This is a genomic window from Aquiflexum gelatinilyticum, assembly GCF_024813435.1.
Classification (GTDB): domain Bacteria; phylum Bacteroidota; class Bacteroidia; order Cytophagales; family Cyclobacteriaceae; genus Cognataquiflexum; species Cognataquiflexum gelatinilyticum.
This window is the reverse complement of the sequence record NZ_JANAEZ010000003.1, coordinates 391,533-409,933: the sequence shown is the minus strand read 5'-3', so window position 1 is coordinate 409,933 and position 18,401 is coordinate 391,533. Positions and strand designations below refer to the sequence as shown.

The 18,401-nt window shown below is 39.3% G+C and carries 18 protein-coding genes; 12 read left to right on the top strand and 6 right to left on the bottom strand.

Annotation, left to right across the window (positions count from 1 at the left end):
* Nucleotides 1-26: 26 nt before the first annotated feature.
* The 3 genes from NK987_RS09745 to NK987_RS09735 all read right to left on the bottom strand — a co-directional run bounded on the left by NK987_RS09745 (nt 27) and on the right by NK987_RS09735 (nt 1,737).
* Nucleotides 27-590, bottom strand: coding sequence for a hypothetical protein (locus NK987_RS09745; protein ID WP_259263683.1), 564 nt, complete (start codon nt 588-590; stop codon nt 27-29).
* A gap of 182 nt (nt 591-772) precedes the next feature.
* Nucleotides 773-1,348, bottom strand: coding sequence for a YciE/YciF ferroxidase family protein (locus tag NK987_RS09740; protein ID WP_259263682.1), 576 nt, complete (start codon nt 1,346-1,348; stop codon nt 773-775).
* A gap of 185 nt (nt 1,349-1,533) precedes the next feature.
* Nucleotides 1,534-1,737: a hypothetical protein gene (locus tag NK987_RS09735; RefSeq protein ID WP_259263681.1), complete on the bottom strand. Its 204-nt coding sequence runs from the start codon at nt 1,735-1,737 to the stop codon at nt 1,534-1,536.
* Nucleotides 1,738-2,018: 281 nt separating this feature from the next.
* Between NK987_RS09735 and NK987_RS09730 the strand changes: the two genes are divergently transcribed.
* Nucleotides 2,019-4,505 (top strand): S9 family peptidase, encoded by a 2,487-nt coding sequence (locus NK987_RS09730; RefSeq protein WP_259263680.1) that lies wholly within the window; start codon nt 2,019-2,021, stop codon nt 4,503-4,505.
* A gap of 157 nt (nt 4,506-4,662) precedes the next feature.
* On the top strand, nt 4,663-5,073 hold the full coding sequence (locus NK987_RS09725) for an OsmC family protein (protein ID WP_258425313.1): 411 nt from the start codon (nt 4,663-4,665) through the stop codon (nt 5,071-5,073).
* Nucleotides 5,074-5,145: 72 nt separating this feature from the next.
* On the opposite strand, the gene NK987_RS09720 is transcribed toward NK987_RS09725, so the two are convergent.
* Both NK987_RS09720 and NK987_RS09715 read right to left on the bottom strand, forming a co-directional pair.
* Nucleotides 5,146-5,829, bottom strand: coding sequence for a potassium channel family protein (locus tag NK987_RS09720; RefSeq protein WP_258425314.1), 684 nt, complete (start codon nt 5,827-5,829; stop codon nt 5,146-5,148).
* Nucleotides 5,830-5,960: 131 nt separating this feature from the next.
* Nucleotides 5,961-8,516, bottom strand: a complete 2,556-nt coding sequence (locus tag NK987_RS09715; RefSeq protein ID WP_259263679.1) for a phosphoenolpyruvate carboxylase — start codon at nt 8,514-8,516, stop codon at nt 5,961-5,963.
* A gap of 246 nt (nt 8,517-8,762) precedes the next feature.
* Between NK987_RS09715 and NK987_RS09710 the strand changes: the two genes are divergently transcribed.
* The 9 genes from NK987_RS09710 (at nt 8,763) to NK987_RS09670 (ending at nt 15,979) form a co-directional block, all read left to right on the top strand.
* Nucleotides 8,763-11,072, top strand: coding sequence for a putative monovalent cation/H+ antiporter subunit A (locus NK987_RS09710; protein ID WP_259263678.1), 2,310 nt, complete (start codon nt 8,763-8,765; stop codon nt 11,070-11,072).
* The gene (locus tag NK987_RS09705; RefSeq protein ID WP_258425317.1) at nt 11,069-11,479 is read left to right on the top strand and encodes a Na+/H+ antiporter subunit B; all 411 of its coding nucleotides are present in this window, start codon (nt 11,069-11,071) and stop codon (nt 11,477-11,479) included. Before NK987_RS09710 ends, NK987_RS09705 begins: the two co-directional genes overlap by 4 nt.
* Before the next feature lies 1 nt (nt 11,480).
* The gene (locus tag NK987_RS09700; RefSeq protein ID WP_258425318.1) at nt 11,481-11,834 is read left to right on the top strand and encodes a Na+/H+ antiporter subunit C; all 354 of its coding nucleotides are present in this window, start codon (nt 11,481-11,483) and stop codon (nt 11,832-11,834) included.
* Entirely contained in the window at nt 11,831-13,354 is a 1,524-nt protein-coding gene (locus tag NK987_RS09695) for a proton-conducting transporter transmembrane domain-containing protein (RefSeq protein WP_259263677.1), read from the top strand. Before NK987_RS09700 ends, NK987_RS09695 begins: the two co-directional genes overlap by 4 nt.
* The gene (locus tag NK987_RS09690) at nt 13,351-13,830 is read left to right on the top strand and encodes a Na+/H+ antiporter subunit E (RefSeq protein ID WP_258425320.1); all 480 of its coding nucleotides are present in this window, start codon (nt 13,351-13,353) and stop codon (nt 13,828-13,830) included. The genes NK987_RS09695 and NK987_RS09690 overlap by 4 nt, the downstream gene beginning before the upstream one ends.
* A gap of 38 nt (nt 13,831-13,868) precedes the next feature.
* A complete protein-coding gene (locus NK987_RS09685; protein WP_338021199.1) occupies nt 13,869-14,099 on the top strand; it encodes a cation:proton antiporter in 231 nt (76 codons plus the stop codon).
* Complete coding sequence (mnhG, locus tag NK987_RS09680; RefSeq protein ID WP_258425322.1) at nt 14,096-14,491, top strand: monovalent cation/H(+) antiporter subunit G; 396 nt, start codon at nt 14,096-14,098, stop codon at nt 14,489-14,491. The genes NK987_RS09685 and mnhG overlap by 4 nt, the downstream gene beginning before the upstream one ends.
* Nucleotides 14,488-15,630: a lactonase family protein gene (locus tag NK987_RS09675; protein WP_259263676.1), complete on the top strand. Its 1,143-nt coding sequence runs from the start codon at nt 14,488-14,490 to the stop codon at nt 15,628-15,630. Before mnhG ends, NK987_RS09675 begins: the two co-directional genes overlap by 4 nt.
* 157 nt (nt 15,631-15,787) lie before the next feature.
* Nucleotides 15,788-15,979, top strand: a complete 192-nt coding sequence (locus NK987_RS09670; protein WP_009032438.1) for a cold-shock protein — start codon at nt 15,788-15,790, stop codon at nt 15,977-15,979.
* 57 nt (nt 15,980-16,036) lie between these two features.
* Here NK987_RS09670 and NK987_RS09665 read toward each other — a convergent pair whose 3' ends face one another.
* Complete coding sequence (locus NK987_RS09665) at nt 16,037-17,137, bottom strand: o-succinylbenzoate synthase (protein WP_259263675.1); 1,101 nt, start codon at nt 17,135-17,137, stop codon at nt 16,037-16,039.
* A gap of 38 nt (nt 17,138-17,175) precedes the next feature.
* On the opposite strand from NK987_RS09665, the gene NK987_RS09660 reads away from it, so the two are divergent.
* Nucleotides 17,176-18,399, top strand: a complete 1,224-nt coding sequence (locus NK987_RS09660; RefSeq protein ID WP_259263674.1) for an S-adenosylmethionine:tRNA ribosyltransferase-isomerase — start codon at nt 17,176-17,178, stop codon at nt 18,397-18,399.
* Nucleotides 18,400-18,401 lie beyond the last annotated feature (2 nt).

Here is an 18,401-nt window from a genome sequence, read left to right as displayed (position 1 = left end):
CCCCTCGCATAGGGTAATGTGGAGTTCTACCAGTGAATTTCTTCACCACGGTTGGTTCTCCAATTATTTTCCAAATACTTGGCGTCTTCAGCATTTCTTGGAGTCACAGAAATAACTACATTGCCTTCTTCGATTCCTGATTCGTACAATTTTGCCCTGGCTTCAGGTATACCTGAACCTACCAAAGCACCGATTACACCTCCTGCAAGTCCACCTGCACCAGCTCCGGCCAGTCCTGCAGCAATTGGTCCCTCGATTAATATCCCAAGTCCGGGAATAGCGACACTAGTGCCAATAGCAGCAATTACACCCACGATGGCCCCTAAAGTACCTCCGATAGCGGAACCTTTGCCGGCATGCTCTGCAGCTTTGGTCCCAATCTCCGTTTCTTCTGAAGCATCATCAGAATAATGAGTTTTACGAGTCTTATCAGACATAATCAAGTTGATGTCATCTTTTGAATAGCCTCTTTCATTAAGTGCATTGTAAGCATTTTCTGTGCTTTCGCGGTCACTGAACATGCCAGTTAAAATTCTTTTTTCCGAGGTCCCATTATGTAGAACTTCTCTCTCATTGCGTTGATTTTCCATTGTAAATTAAATTGGTTTAGTTTATTTGATTATGATTCTGCTTTTACACGATTAGGTGCATTGACCCAAAAGAAAGTATATGATGACAAAAACGACGATTGTTCCAAGGCATCCACCTCCCATTTTTTTTGCGCCATAGCCTGCGATCAGGCCTTTGAAAATATTATTCATTCTTTTTCAGATTATGATACTTCTTCAGCCGCCTCGATATTGACTGCGTCCATCGCAACATCAGATAATTTTAGATCGGCTTCCTTCTCTTCTTGAAGGGTACTTTCCAATAGTTCTGCGACCTTTTCCAATCCCAAGGTTTCGGCAAACTGTCTAAGCGTGCCATAAGTCGCTATTTCATAATGCTCCACTTTCTGTGCAGCGGAAATAATACCCGCATCCCGCATTGAACCTTTCTCACAATCTTCCATTATACCGGAAGCTTCTTCAATCAGCCCTTCCATGGCATCACATTTTTTTCCTTCAGCTTTAACTTTGATCAAAGAGAAAACCTCCACCAACCTACTTAAATGGCCTTTGGTCTCTTCAAGGTGTGATGTCAACGCTAGGTTCAAATCTTCCGAAGTGGCATTTTTGACCATCTTTGGAATTGCTTTTATCAATGCATTTTCCGCCCAATAGATATCTTTCAATTGGTCTTCAAACAATTTCATTAATTGTGATGATTGCATGGCTGATTTTTTTCCTGACCCGGCGCTTTCTGATCCTGATGCAGACTTTGGTGATGTGTTTTTCTTGTTTTCCATTCTTTTGTGGTTTTTTGGTTTTGGTTATATTTTGATTTTTGAAGGCCTTTGAACCTACCTTTCCTATTTTGAAGAAATGTTGCTTTCTTGAAGCTTCGATTTTTCTGTATCCTGGTACACAGACCAACTCATGATGCCATTCTTAGGAGCTGTGGCATTGTCAACTGTTTGCTTCCTTTCTGCACTCAATTCTTTATTTGCAGATTGGACAGATTTTTCTGTACGCTCAGTTCCTTTGGCTTTTTCATTTCAGGCTCATCGTTCATCTCGCCTATGATTCCTTTTTTTCTATCAGAGTTCTCTGTTTTTTCCTTTTGGTCAGGATTGTCGTTTAACTTTGATAAGATTCCATTATTATGCTTAGGTTCTTTTTTTGAGGGCTTTTTCATACTATTGTTTTATGTATTTATTGAATTTAAACAGTACAAAAATGAGGATTTATATCTTGGAATAATTACTGATTATTGTGAATATATTATATAATTCACTTTTTTAAATCCTGAAAAAAAAACTTTTAGCTAGCTTATTCACTGCCCAATTCAAGTAAAAAACCATCTTACTTTCCATCCTGAGCAATTATTTTCAAAAAATCACCTCCTATTTTTCCACCGACGGTTATCTAAAAAAATCCCTTTTTAGTTAGTTTCGAATTCATAAACCAAATTGACTAATGAGAAAAATTTACCTGATATGTTCCCTTTTTATAATGGTGAATTCCGCCATTGGACAGGAGCTTCCCACAAAAGGCAACTATGAGCTTGCGTCGAGATTTTCGCCGGAAAAGCTAAAAAAAATGATTTTTTCCACCGAAGTAGACGCACATTGGCTTAAGAGATCCGATCGCTTTTGGTATCAATATGAAACTACTTCAGGCAAAAACTGGTACATCGTCAACCCTGTAACCAAATCAAAAACCCAACTTTTTGACAAAGACAAGTTGGCTGCTGAAATCACCAAAATAGTCAAGGACCCTTTTGACGGACAGCACCTTGATATCAGCAATATGAAATTTTTGGAGGACGAAAACACCATCCAATTCAAGATCAAAAGCACACAGGATATACTGAAAAAAGATTGGGAAGAAATCAAAGCCAAAAACAAAAGCGCAAAGGATTCTTTAGAGAAGAAAACATTTGTTTTTCGCTACAACCTAAACAGCCAACAGCTTATAGAAGTAAAGGACCCTGAAGAGGAGGCTAAAAGATTGGCCTGGGCCAACATCGCTCCGGACTCTTCCAAAATCGTGTTTGTAAAAAATGAAAACCTCTATTGGATGGACAAAGCCAATTTCAAAAAAGCCATCAAGGATGAAAAAGACAGCACTATCGTCGAAACACAACTGACAACTGACGGGGAAAAAGACTTTGGATACGGTAGTGGTTTTGGACGGGGTGATGACAATGTCGAGGAAGAAAAGAAGAAAAATGACAGAAAGCGGGCAAATATCCTTTGGTCAGCAAATTCAAATGAATTTATCCTGACCAAAACCGACCAAAGAAAAGTAAAAGACCTATGGGTAATACACAACACCCGCGATCCAAGACCGACCTTGGAAACCTACAAATATTCCATGCCTGGAGAAAAGGAACAACCTATCTCCTACCTGCTCCATTATTCTTTTGGAAAGGGAAAAATGTCTAACCTGGAAACGGCTACCTTCAAAGACCAGACTTTGGGACTATGGTCAGAAAGCTTCGCAGCATCTGCCAGAGATGATGAATTTAAGCCTGTCAAATGGCTGGGTGATGAGAACTTCTTCTATTTTTCAATTACCTCAAGGGATTTGAAAAAAATAGATATCTGCAGGTGGAACATCAAAGAAGGGAATAAAGAGGTCCTCATCGAGGAGCGAAGCAATACCTATATCGACATCGCCAAACCGGAAATTATTGCCAGCGGCACTGAAATCATCCATTGGTCAGAGCGTGACGGTTGGGGACATTTTTATCTCTATGACATGAAAGGAAACCTGAAGAGACAACTGACTTCGGGCCCTTTCCACTCAGAAAATATCGTCCGGGTGGATGAAAAAGGCCGATTCCTTTATTTCATGGCCAATGGCAAAGAAAAAGGAGAAGACCCTTATTATGAACATTTATACAAAGTCAGTCTCAACGGTGGCGCCATTTCCTTGATGAATCCGGGGGATTTCAACCACAGTACGTCGATGAATGACAAAGCCACTTTCTTTGTCAACAATTACTCAAGGGTGAATACTGTCCCTGCCTCAGGGCTTTATGATGCCTTGGGCAAGAAAGTAATGGACTTGGAAACAGCGGACTTGAGTTCACTTTTTGCGGCAGGATACCAATTCCCGGAACCATTTAAAGTGAAGGCAGATGATGGCATTACAGACCTATTTGGAGTAATGTACAAGCCGTTTGATTTTGACAGTACCAAGTCTTATCCCATCATTGAATATGTGTATCCTGGTCCTCAGACTGAAGCCGTCAACAAATCATTTGGAAGAGGATTGGACAGAACAGACCGTTTGGCGCAGTTTGGATTTGTAGTGGTCACGGTCGGCAACCGTGGAGGACATCCTGGCAGGTCAAAGTGGTACCACAACTATGGCTACGGCAATCTTAGAGATTATGGTCTTGCAGACAAAAAAGCGACAATAGAACAATTGGCAGACAGACATGCCTTCATTGACAAATCAAAGGTTGGGATTCATGGACATTCAGGCGGAGGATTCATGTCCACTGCCGCGATGTTGGTGTATCCTGATTTCTTCAAAGTCGCGGTGTCTAGTGCAGGTAACCACGAAAACAACATTTATAACCGTTGGTGGTCAGAGAAACATCATGGTGTCAAAGAACAGATTTCACCAAAAGGAGACACCACTTTCGTCTATCAGATCGAAAAAAATCCAGACCTAGCCAAAAACCTGAAAGGAAAATTACTCTTGGTCACCGGTGATGTGGACAACAACGTCCATCCTGCCAATACCATCCGCATGGCCAATGCCCTGATCAAAGCCAACAAGAGGTTTGACTTTATTATCCTTCCCGGTCAGCGCCATGGATTTGGGGATATGACCGAATATTTCTTCTGGAGAATGGGAGATTATTTCGTCCAACACTTATTGGGAGACAATACTCCTCCACCTGTAGACATGTTGGAAGTACAGAGAGAAAAGGCACTAACCAAATAGCATACTATTAAGCCTAATTAAAAGCCAAGAAATCAGAATGATCCTGAATTTCTTGGCTTTTTTTTAAATAATATTAAAAATCACAAACCTAATGACCCGTTTTTGGTGTTAGGTGAAAATACATTTTATACTTTTAAATACTTTAAACCAAACTAACATGAAAAGAAAAGCGACGGCCGTATGGCAAGGTACAGGAAAAGAAGGCAAAGGTCATCTGACAACCCAAACAGGCGTTTTGGACAAAACACAATATTCATTTTCTTCAAGATTTGAAGAAGGTATCGGAACCAATCCTGAAGAATTGGTAGCCGCAGCCCATGCAGGATGCTTTGCCATGAAATTGAGTTTTAACCTGACAGGAGCCGAATTTCCTCCTCAGGAACTTCACGTGGAAGGTGTAATTACTTTTGAAGAAGGTACCATCAAGCAGTCTAAGCTGATCCTGACAGCAAAAGTGGATGGCATTTCTGAAGAAAAATTCGCAGAATTGGTAAAGGATGCCGAGAAAAATTGCCCGATTTCAAAATTGCTCAATACAGAAATCGTAGTAGAATATACCCTGAATTGATAAGGGATTCAAAAATCTTAATCCCGCATTTTCCTCAATTTCAAATTTGAAAAAATAGGGATATGCGGGATTTTATAGAACTTTTTCTCTTTGGGGTGAAGAGGATACCAATTTTGCAATGACGACGGCAGGATACAAAATCCCAAAAGTCGAAAGGAATACAGACAACATTTTTGCACCGATACTGACAGGAAGCATGTCTCCAAATCCAACCGTGGTAACACTAACCAAACTAAAATAAATATAATTGCCAAAATCACGGTCTCTACCTTCAAAAGTCATGTCTCCCGATATCGCGTTTCCATTTGATAATTGCATCAATTCAAATCCGAATGAACCCATAAGCGCCACAAGCAAATATACATTGATGGCTCCAATGACGCGGTAAAGATTGACTTCGCTGTTTCTAAACAACAACCTGAAATTGATGATAGAAAATACAAGCAGGTTGAGCAGAATAACTATTCTTTCTTCAAAGTAAAATTCATAAGGATTGTCGCTGAATCTGATCATCCTCAGTACCAAATGGATCACAACCAAAGTTGCTGCTATGGTAAAAAACAGTCTTTCCCTTGCAGAAAACATCCCGATTACAAATAGCATGATAAACATGGTATTTAGAAAATAGGTTGAATCTTCCTTGTGGTGGATCAATATTGGCAGAAAAAAAACTGTAAATAAAAGCATTACTAATAAAGTGATAAAGGAGGCATCTGATTCCCAATATCTCTTTGACTTCTGAAGAATTCCTTTCATTAATGTTGGTTGTTTCTTGGACGGGCAACAAAATTTAGCTGATATTATTGGAATTTCAAAAGTGGAAATCAATAAAGACAAAAGCTTAAATCCATAAAAAAATCCCGGACTTTCGACCGGGATTTTGAATTTTATGCTGCATTCCTTGCCGCATTGATGATGCCAAACATTGTCCGCAAAATCAGCTTTTGCAACACGGGATCATCTTCTCCTTTGTCTAACATGGTCTGTATCGCATATTGCTGGATGGTGATCACAGGCAAAACGATTTTCTCCCGGATGGCTATGGATTCTTTGGAGGTGAGGTTGTCCTGAAGCAAAGTATCCATGCCCGAAACTTCAAGAAGCATCTGAATGGATCTTTGGTATTCTTCAAACATCAAGGTCCAAAGGTCACTGTATTTTGGATTGTCTTTGAGATAGGCTGTTGATTTGTAAAATGACTTGGCCAAAGACTGCATAGAATTTCCAAGCAATGACCTGAAAAACAGGGAATCATTATACAACTGCTGCGCTTCAGGAAATTTACCAGCTTTCTTCAAGGCCTCCAAAGAAGCACCTACACCAAAGAATCCTGGGATATTTTGCTTCATCTGTGCCCATGAACCTACAAATGGAATGGCACGCAAATCTTCAAATTTAAGTCCTGTATCTTTCCCTCTTTTTAAAGGACGGGAACCAATATTGACCTGTCCGAAATATTTCAAGGGAGTGACGTGTTCTAGGTAGGGCAGAAACTGTGGATGGTTTTTGAAATCTCTATAAAACCCGTAAGAGAAATCAGCCATCTGATCAATCAGAGCACGTTGACCCGCATTCAGCGTTTTTTCTGAGGAAGGATACAATTCATTTTCTATCCCTGCGCAAAGCAGTTGCTCCAAGTTGTAGGTACAAGAAACAGGCTTACCATAATTGGCAGAAATGGTCTGTCCCTGGATAGTCACCTGAATCTCTTCATTTTCTACCTGTTGCCCAAGAGAAGCGTAGAAGTTATGCATGTTTCCTCCACCCCTTGCAGGAGGTCCTCCCCTTCCGTCGAAGAAAACAACACTGACATCATTGAGTCTTGAAACTTTTGTCAGCTCTTCTTTTGCAAGGAGAATGGACCAATTGGCGCGGATATAGCCACCGTCTTTGGTACCGTCAGAAAATCCCAACATAATGGTTTGCTTTGATTTTCTGCTTTCCAAATGTTTGCGGTAAGCTTCATTCTGATAAAGCTGCTCCATGATATTGGGCGCCTTAGCAAGATCATCAATGGTCTCAAAAAGCGGAACAATATCCAAAGGCAGTTTCTCAACATCTTTTCCTAATGTCAATTGTGCCAATCTAAAAACCTCCAAAACATGAAGGGCGGACTGGCAATTTGAAATGATATATCTGTGTAATCCGTCCTCTCCGTTGTTTTTTTGGACAATCTTGATCGCATCAAAACTCCTCAACATGTCATGGTGAAATTCGTCCTTGAGAGAAGTGATTTCAGGAAGTGAATCTATCCCTTGGATAAAAGTGATTTTTTCTTCTTCGCCAAGCTTATGATAAGCTTGGAGCGCTTCTTTTCCGAATTGATTCTCGATGATTTCATCCCAAAGTCCATCATGCTTACGGCTGTCCTGACGCACGTCCATATTTGCAAAATGAAAACCGAATATTTTTACTTTCAGAATGAACTCGTCCAATTGCTCAAGGAATAAGCCGTCATGTAATTCAATAAGGGCTTTTCTTGCTTCCATCAAATCACTAATCAATGCCTCTTTGGATAAATAAAAGTTTTGGTTGTCAAAAAGAGAATCAAACAGACCATTCTCAATTTTCAACATAATCGGTTCGACATTTTTGAAAGTCAACCTTCTTTTAAGTTTTCTGACATCACGGTAATAGCACCTTACTATCCATTTTTGGAGTTTTTCAGCGACCTTCACTGTGGTATCATGGGTGACAAATGGATTGCCATCCCTATCTCCTCCCGGCCAAAAACCAACTTTCAACAATCCGGGGTTGTCCCACTCGTCTATAGGAATATCAAGGCTATTCAATAACCTGGTAATGATATCGGGCATGCTTTGGTAGAACACATTAACCAGAAACCATATCAAACTTACAGCCTCATCCAGCGGCGTAGGTTTGTCTTTGTTGATAAAACCGGTTTTGCCCAATTGCTGCAGGAGCAGGTTGATATTACCTAGGTCATTGTCTCTGATGGCGGTTTCAAGATCGGTGATGATCCCAAGGACATTGCCCGGATAAAACTGAGTCGGGTGGGCAGTCAACGTTAACCTGACCGAGAAGTTCTTCAGTTTTTCAATCAAAGCCTCCCGCTTTCGATCATTGTCGACCCTGGTGATTAAGGCCTTTACACTCCCTTTTCCTTTGATATCATGTATTCTTTCAAAAGCTGCATCTTCTATGGAATCAAACAAAACTACCTGCCTCTCTACATATTGTACCATTTTAAAAAGCAAATCATGGCGCTCTTCCTCTGAATTGTTGGCCATCATTTCATTAAAAAATCCCCTGATGATTTCTTTTGGGGTTTTGTCTTTTTCGAATCCTTCCTGACATTTACTGGACAAAATCGGCAGTAGAGTCCCGGTTCGATGGATATCACTGAAGGGCAAATCCAAAAAAAGACTGTTGTAAATCGTAAATCTTTTGGAAACTTCGGTTTGATAATTGTTTTTGGACATAATCGGATCAATAGGTTTATTGATCGTGAATTTAGCAAAAAATAATAAATCAGGCTAGTTTTTGGTTTATTCGATAATGAAAAGCTATTTTTTTACCTATTTTTCAAAATATATTGACTTTTTTTTCAAATAATTCTAAAAAATCAAATATCTCCTTCAAACAGCAACCCAACAACGAAGATTCTATCTAAGAAATAATTCGTATTTTGGGACGAAAAATTTTAAAAATCAGATAATCTGAAAAATATGCTTGTAGCAGTAGTTTTGGGGTTTATTTTCGCCTTACTTGTTCCTTTTTTCAGCAGGTTTACAAAAAAAGCTATTTCACTTGTATATCCGCTTATTCCTTTATTTTTATTCCTTTATTTTTTAGGATTTCTGGAAAAAATCAAATCAGAAGGTCAGATTCTCTTTCATTACAATTGGGTCCCAAGTTTAGGAATAGACCTTTCATTCAGGCTTGACGGTTTATCACTGCTCTTTGCTTTGATGATTACCGGAATCGGCACCTTGGTCTTTGCCTACACGGCAAATTACCTGAAAGGCCACCAATATTTAGATAGGTTTTATGGCTACCTGTCGATGTTTATGGCTTCCATGCTCGGAGTGGTTCTTTCTGATAATTTGATGAGCATGTTTATTTTTTGGGAATTGACGAGTATCAGCTCCTATTTCCTGATCGGATTCAACAATGACGACCCGGCTTCCAGAAAGTCGGCTTTGACAGCGCTTAGCATTACAGGTTTTGGTGGTTTGGTGATGCTTTCGGGTATTATCCTGCTACAAGTTGTAGGCGGAAGTTACTCTTTTACAGAATTGCTCAATTCCTCTGAAATAATAAAAAACAGCAATTCCTATGGTTGGATTATCGCTTTGATGTTTGTGGGTGCATTTACCAAATCAGCCCAGTTTCCTTTTCATTTTTGGCTTCCCGGGGCAATGAAAGCCCCGACTCCTGTAAGTACTTACCTCCACTCTGCGACGATGGTAAAAGCCGGTATTTATCTTTTGGCTAGGTTTACCCCTCTTTTGGGAGACACCATTTGGTGGAACAGCACCTTGGTGACTGTAGGTGCCATTACTATGGTATATGCCGCAATCCATTCAGTTTTCAGGGTGGATTTGAAAGGTATTCTAGCTTATTCCACCATTTCCGCTTTGGGGATTTTGGTCTTCTTGATAGGAATAGGGACCGAAAAATCGCTTTTGGCCGCAGGGATTTTTATCCTTGCCCATGCATTGTATAAAGCGGCACTTTTCCTTATCACCGGAATCATCGACCATGAAACAGGATCAAGGGATGTCAGTAAACTCGCGGGTTTACAAAAGGTGATGATGCCTGTGGCAATAGCCGGTTTTCTTGCAGCACTTTCAAGTGCCGGGCTTCCATTTTTACTCGGATTTATCAGCAAGGAAGTTATGTACGAGGCGACTTTGCAGTTAGGTAATTGGGCTTTGATCTTGACAGCATTGGCCGTATTAACCAAAATACTTCTCTTGGTCGCAGGATTTTGGGCGGGAATCAAGCCTTTTACAGGAAACCTTCCTTCTGAATTCAATAAAGCCCATATGCCTTCACCTTTACTTTGGGTACCTCCACTCCTATTGGGATTTTTGAGTTTGGGATTTGGGATGTTTCCTTTTTTGGTACAGGAATCTTTGATTCAACCGGTTTTCAGAAGCATATCCAGGTCAGAGACGATCATAGAACTTAAGCTTTGGCACGGATTCAATCTAGTCTTATTATTAAGTGTTTTTACTTTAGTTTCAGGCGGGCTTCTTTATTTCTTTTTAAAACCTACCAAAGCACTATTCGAAAAAACGTTCAGGTTTGAAGTCATTTCTCCCCAGAATATTATTGAAAACGGAAGTAATCTATTTGGATCCTTTGCCCGATTCTGGACGAAGTTTTTCCAAAATGGATATTTGAGAAATTATGTAATTACCATTCTGGCGTTTTTGACTTTGTTGATGGCTTACCGCTTATTTGGGGAGGTCAATATTTACATTGATTGGGATCAAATATCCACAGTATCCTATTATGAAGCCATTGTAGTTGTGTTGATGATAATTTCCATCATTTTTGCCATTTCCACAAATTCAAGGACCACAGCAATTGTCGCTCTTGGTGTGGTGGGTTTTGCAAACTGTCTGTTTTTTATTTTTTACTCAGCTCCGGATTTGGCCATGACGCAGTTTTCAATAGATACCTTGACAGTTTTGTTGTTTATGCTTGTACTTGTCAAACTTCCCAAAAACAAATCCTTTTCATCCAAAGGAATGAAATTTAGGGACGCATTCCTTTCTCTTACATTTGGGGTTTTGATAGCCATTTTGACATTGGAGGTATTTGAAGAACCTTCCTCTTCAGAAGTTTCCAAATACTTTGCTGACAATGCTTACCTACTTGCCAAAGGCAGAAATGTCGTCAATGTGATATTGGTCGATTACCGGGGTTTTGATACCATGATAGAGACTGTGGTTTTGGTGATTGCCGCAGCAGGTGTCTTTAGCTTAATGAAACTAGACCTTAATCCCTCTAAAAAAGACTTATGAAATCTTTAATATTCAAAACCGCCTCATCATATTTATTACCCCTTCTTCTTTTGTTTTCTATTTTCATTTTGTTGCGGGGTCATTATCTGCCGGGCGGGGGCTTTGTAGGTGGGTTGATGGCATCCATTGCATTTTTGATCCATTCATTTGCTTTTGGTCTCAAGGAAACACAAAGTATCATCAAGATCAATCCAGGATACCTAATGCCAATCGGTCTTGCATTTGCAGTTGGGGCAGCTATTGCTCCGTTTTTTGTTGATGCACCCTTACTCAAAGGTTTATGGTTTGAAGAACCTTTTAGGTTTATCGGTATGGTTGGATCAGCCTTGATTTTTGATATTGGGGTTTATTTAGTAGTGATCGGAGCCACTCTCACTATCATATTTTCAATCACTGACACTGTTTGATATGGAAATACTTCTCGTTGTTATTATCGGTTTTCTTCATGCGGGCGGTCTCTACATGTTGCTGCGAAGAAGCATGTTCAAAATGATCATAGGATTGATATTATTGGGAAACGGGGCCAATCTTTTGATTTTCCTGTTGGGTAGGCTTGTCAAAGGTAATCCCCCAGTAATTGAAGATGGCTTAAAAGTATTTACAGATATCTATGCGGACCCGGTTCCCCAAGCATTGGTTTTGACAGCGATAGTGATAGGATTCGGCCTTCAATCATTTGCGATTATTTTGATAAAAAGGGTGTACAATGTGCTCAATACAGACGATCTGGACGAGCTTAACTCTACGGATGAGGAGATATGAGTAATTCCATGATAGTATTGCCCATTATTTTCCAGTTTATAGCTGGGACGATTTTGTTGTTTTTCTGGAGAAAAATCAATTTACAGAAAGTTTTAAGCATTCTGTTTTCGGTTATTGGGCTGGGAATCAGCATTTGGCTTTTCCTCCAGGTCTGGGAAAAGGGTATCATGGTCACCCAATCTGGAGATTGGAAAGCGCCATTTGGAATCAGCATTGTCGCAGATACTTTTGGCGTGACCATGGTTTTGTTGTCCTCCATTTCGGGATTGGCTGTTTCCATTTTTTCCACAGGAAGTATGAGAAAAGAAAGGCTTGCTTTCGGTTTTTTCCCTATTTTCCACTTTTTGATTATGGGCCTTCAAGGGGCATTCTTAACAGGAGACATTTTTAATCTTTATGTTTGGTTTGAGGTTGTCATCATTTCTTCTTTCGTCCTGTTGACTCTTGGAGGAAAAAAACAGCAACTGGAAGGAGCTCTCAAATACGTTTCGCTTAATCTTTTAGCATCTTCTCTGTTTTTGATCGGAATTGGTTTTATATACGGCCTTACCGGCTCACTCAATATGGCCGATGTCGCAATCAAGCTTGATGGTCTTCAAAACCGTGGATTGGTAAGTGTGACTTCCGGTATTTTTCTGGTGGCTTTCGGAATCAAATCAGCCATCTTTCCGATGTATTTTTGGTTACCTGCATCCTATCATACTCCTCCACCTGCTGTTTCTGCGATTTTTGCAGGACTGCTGACCAAGTTGGGGATTTATGCCATGTTAAGGACATTTACATTGATGTTTGGCGGTGATGAATTTATGGGGGATATCATGGTCGTCTTGGCAGCACTTACCATCCTTTCGGGAGGATTGGGAGCTATTCTCCAACAAAATATGGGAAAGGTCTTTGGATACCTCATCATATGCCATATAGGTTTCCTTATCGCGGGATTGGGGATTTACACCGAATTGGCCATCATGGGTACCATTTTTTATCTCATTCATGATATCATAGTAAAGACCAATCTTTTTATGGTTTCAGGATTGATCTTAAAAATCAACGGTACCCAAGATATCAAAGAACTAGGCGGAATGTATAAAAACTTCCCCTTGTTGTCTTTGCTAATGGCAATCCCTTTGTTTTCCCTGGTTGGAATTCCTCCACTTTCCGGATTTTGGGCCAAAATATTTCTGATCCAGGCAGGATTGGAGACTAAAGACTTTTTCTTGATCGGGTTTATCGTCTTGGGAAGTTTTCTTACCTTATGGGTGATCGCGAGGTTGTGGGGAGAGGTTTTTTGGAAAAATAGTGTAGGGTTACCAAAAAAAGCAAATGGGCTTTATTTTGGTCAAATGCCTCTAATTGATCAATGGCTGATGGTATTTCCGATTTTCCTTTTGGCTGCAATTTCACTTTACATTGGATTTAGTGCTGAGAATATTATTTTACTTTCCCAAAAAATATCTTCCGAATTGATGGATCCGACAGGGTACATTGAGGCAGTATTGGGACTAAAAACGACAACCCCATGACAAAATCACTGTTTTTGAGTAATTTGATTTTAGCCATCATTTGGGTAATGGCAACGGGGACCCTCACGGAGGAAAACTTTCTTTTTGGCTTTTTTATCAGCTTTACGATTTTGTGGGTAATCACTTTCAAAAAAGAGGAAAGAAAGTATTTTACTGTCATTCCAAAACTGCTAGCTTACATAGCGTTTATTTTTTGGGAAATAATCAAAGCCAATTTTCAGTCATTGAAGGAATCATTTTATCCCAAATCAAAACTTGAACCGGCTATTGTCAAAGTTCCCCTTGATGCAAAAACAGATGTTGAAATAAGTATCCTATCAAATATTATTTCTCTTACTCCGGGCACTTTAATCATGGATGTTTCGGATGATAAAAAGGTGGTTTACGTGCATGTGATGCATCTTTTGGACAAAGAAAATTTCATAAAAGAAATCAAGCTGAAGTTTGAAAAACCCTTATTGGAACTTATGCGATGAGCTTATACGACTACTTTAATTGGATCATTATACCAATATTGGGACTATCCGTAATTTTGGTTTTCATCAGGTTTTTGAAAGGTCCAAGCCTTCCTGACCGGGTGATCGCTTTGGACATGCTGATTTTGATTTCAGTGTGTATCATCGCTATTTACAGTATCCAAACCAACCAAAGTACATTTTTGGATGTGGCAATGCTTTTCGCCCTGATTGCATTTCTAAGTACTTCGGCTTATGCATTTTACCTTGAACAAAGACAAAGAAAATGAAAGATATCCTCATCATGATTTTGGCTTCATTTGGAGCGATATTTATACTTTCTTCATCCATTGGCTTGCTTAGAAAGCCCGATGTCTATTTGAGAATATCAGTTACAGCCAAAGCTTCTACTTTGGGCATAGGGTTGATGCTGACTTCAGCTGCACTTTATTTCAATGATTATTCGGTGACAACCCGGATAGTTGCCATTATTTTATTCGTATTTCTAACTATATCGATTGGTGGGCATTTACTTGCAAGGGCGGCTTATTTCACCAAAACTCCAATATGGAAAGGGACCAAAGTGGATGACCTAGCAGGACAATATGATGAAGTAACCCATGAATTGTACAGTGAAAAACACAATTCTTCCATCAAACCAGAAAAAGACACCTCAATATGAAAAAAATAGCCTATTCAATTTTGCTCTTTACTATCATAATCATGACCTACTCTTGCGATGAATCTCCTCAAGAAGAAAAAGTGGAACCTGTTTATTCTTTCCTTTTGGGAGCTTACACAGATTCTGAGGAACAGGGAATTGGGCTTCTCACTTTCAATCCTGATAAAAATATCCTACAAACCCAAATTCTGACTAAAGGTGTTTCCAATCCTTCATTTGTCATCAGCAACAGGGCCCAGACCATGGTATATGCTGTAGAAGAAACGTCAGGTGAAAACGGAGGAAAAGTGAAATCGTTTAAATTTGACAGACAAAACAATACACTTGAATTATTGGACACAAAGGATACCTATGGTGACCATCCCTGTTACTTAAGTTTGGATCCCAAGGAGGAGTTTTTGGTAGTAGGCAATTATTCGGGGGGTAATTTTTCTGCTTACAAAATTCAGGATGGAATTTTGAACCATGTCCAAACATACCAACACGAAGGACAAAGCATTAATCCTGCAAGACAGGAAAAAGCCCATGTACACAGTACCGTCTTTCATCCCAATGGCAAACAATTATTGGTGGGAGATTTAGGAACAGATAAAATTCACCTTTATGATTTCAATCCGACATATGCTGTACCATTCAATAATTCGGATCCCGGATCCGTCGAAGTAGCAGCAGGTGCAGGTCCGAGGCATTTGGCAATACACCCTAACGGCAGTACTGTCTACCTTATCCACGAAATGACAGCGGAACTTGGTGTTTATAATTATGAGGCCGGAAAAATGTCTAAAATACAGGCATTGCCTTTGACAGGAGAAGATTTTAAAGGTAATGTCGGTGCAGCAGAGGTCCGCATATCTCCGGATGCGAAGTTTGTATATGCTTCGAATAGAGGTGATGCCAATGAAATTACAGTATTTGAAATAGGAAAAAGCGGCACTTTGACTTTTGTAGAAAGGGTTAAAACAGGAGGCGAAAATCCCAGAAATTTTGTAATTACTAGTGACGGTAAATTTCTTATAGTAGGCAATCAAGGTTCAGGTACAATCGTTGCATTTGAAAGAAACCTAAAAACAGGAAAGCTGTCCAAGACCGGCGCAGAAACCAAATTCAATAAGCCTGTCTATTTTTTTAGATTGGATTAAAATCTGACAATTTGAAAGATTTCAAAATAATATTCACTAATTTTTTAAATGTAATTGCAATTATTTTAAAAAAACTTTTAAAATAATTTAACTCATTCGTTTTATATGTTAAAAGTATCCTTAAATTTGACGAAATATTAATTCAATACAATTTATCATGAACACAGGAAAAGTTAAGTTTTTTAATGAGTCCAAAGGATTCGGTTTTATCGTTGACAATGAGTCTTCTAAAGAGTATTTCGTTCACATCACTGGTTTGATCGACGAAATCAGAGAAGATGACGAAGTTACTTTCGACCTTAAAGAAGGTAGAAAAGGCCTAAATGCAGTGAATGTAAAGGTAGTTTAATCTATATACAACCCATTGACATCTAGTGAAATTAACCCCGAGCAATCGGGGTTTTTTTTATGCCAATTTTTTCTCAAGTCCCCATTTGCCAATGCCATACTTAATTTTCCCCTTCTCAATCCTCAAAGGAGAATCAATATTGTTGTGATAAAGTTGGCCTGTTCCCAACCCCTGAGGCAAAATAATGTCATAAGTAGATGTAAACTGAGCGATCGCATTCAATCCTATATTACTTTCCAAAGCAGAGGTCATCCACCAACCTATATCCATAGATTCTGCCAATCCAATCCATTCTCTACTAGATCCAATTCCCCCTAACAATGTTGGCTTGAGAATAATATATTGAGGCCTGATGGTTTCCAAAAGTCTTCGTTTCTCTTCAAAATTATGAATACCAATCAATTCCTCATCCAAAGCAATTGGCAAGGGAGAAAGCCGGCAAAGACTTTCCATCTCAGGAAGTTGACCCTGTTTGATCGGCTGCTCAATACTATGCAAATCAAATTCATGAAGGGTTTTTAATTTCTCCAGAGCTTCCTTTGTAGAGAATGCACCATTTGCATCTACCCTCAATGTTACTTTTTCAGCCCCAAACCGCTTTCTGATATATCCCAACAAATCACACTCCTGATCAAAATCGATCGCTCCAATTTTCATTTTGATGCAGGAATATCCCTCGGCTAGCTTTTTGTCTATTTGATCTAGCATGAATTCACGATCTCCCATCCAAATCAAGCCATTGATCGGCATGGCTTTTTCTGAATGGAAAAAAGGAGTATCGAAGATCATTTTCTTGCCACCATGCAATAGGTCAAGGAGAGCCGTTTCAAATGCAAAATGAATACTTGGAAAATTTTCGGAAATATTGGTTTTCACCCATTCCAATACTTCTGATTCACTATCCATGACAGACATTCCTGACAGTTTTTTGACTGTACCTTCCAACACCTCCTCAAAATTATGCACATCATCAATACTTAGTTTTGACAATGGTGCTGCCTCACCCCATCCAATTACTTCCGGATTATGTTTTGAAACAGCTTTGAGTATATAGCTCACTTTCTCTTTCAAAACACCACGGGAAGTGCCTGCGTCAAACTTAAATTTCAATAAATAGGGCTGATATGAAAATTGAATATCCTTTAAAACTCCTTCCATTAGGTATATATTTGCGCTCTATTACTTAAAACACCCCAATGACAAAGATTAAAGAAATTGAGGATATTAAATTATCTGATTACGAATATACCCTTCCCGAGGAAAAAATAGCAAAATTCCCACTTGAAAACCGTTCTGATTCGAAGCTGATACAATACTGTTCTCAGGCGATTTCCCACCACCGATTTTTTGAAATTCCCAATTTCATTCCTGCCGGGAGCATGATGGTATTCAATAATACAAAAGTCATCCCTGCCAGACTTATCTTTCAAAGAGAGTCAGGTGCAAAAATCGAGATTTTTCTATTAAAACCTTTGTATCCAAGCACAATCATCAGTGAGATCATGACCAATACCTCTTCCGTTATTTGGGAAACCTTTATTGGCAACCTCAAAAAATGGAGAGAAAATGAAATATTGCAAGGGCAGATCATTATTCATGGGAAAACAGAAATTATCAATGCAAGAATTGTTGACAGGTCAGAAAAACTTGTGGAGTTTACCTGGTCTGGAAACAAAGTCCCCTTCGTAACAATTGTCGAAGCTGCCGGAGAAGTTCCCATCCCACCCTATCTTAACAGAAAGGCTACCATAAAAGACAAAACCCGATATCAGACTGTTTATTCTAAAAAAGAAGGCGCAGTAGCTGCACCGACAGCGGGACTTCATTTTACCGAGGAAGTCTTGCAAGCCTTGGAAGAAAAAGGGGTAAAAAAAGAATTCTTAACCCTTCATGTCAGTGCAGGAACTTTTCAGCCAATTAAGGAAGAAAACGTAGCCTTTCATCCCATGCACAGCGAACAGATGGTTTTTACATTAGAAACCATAATTAACCTTGCCAGCCAAAAAGATAAAATCATTGCTGTAGGAACTACATCCATGAGATCTTTGGAAAGCTTATATTGGTTTGGTGTACGGTTGGGGCTCGAAAAAAGCAACTTGTTTGAAATACCAAAACTTTACCCCTATTCAGATTTTGAAAGTTTACCTGATAGAACCTCAAGTTTTGAAGCCATTTTAAACTATATGAAGCAAAATAACCTGAATGAAATCACCGGATCTACTGAAATAATGATCATACCGGGTTATGATTTCAAAGTCTGCGACGCGCTTGTGACAAACTTTCACCAGCCCTCCTCCACTTTAATTCTTTTGGTTGCTGCCTTTACAAAAAGTAATTGGCGAAAAATCTACAATGAAGCTTTAGATAAAGATTACAGGTTTTTAAGCTATGGGGACAGCAGTCTTTTGTGGGGAAACTGAGA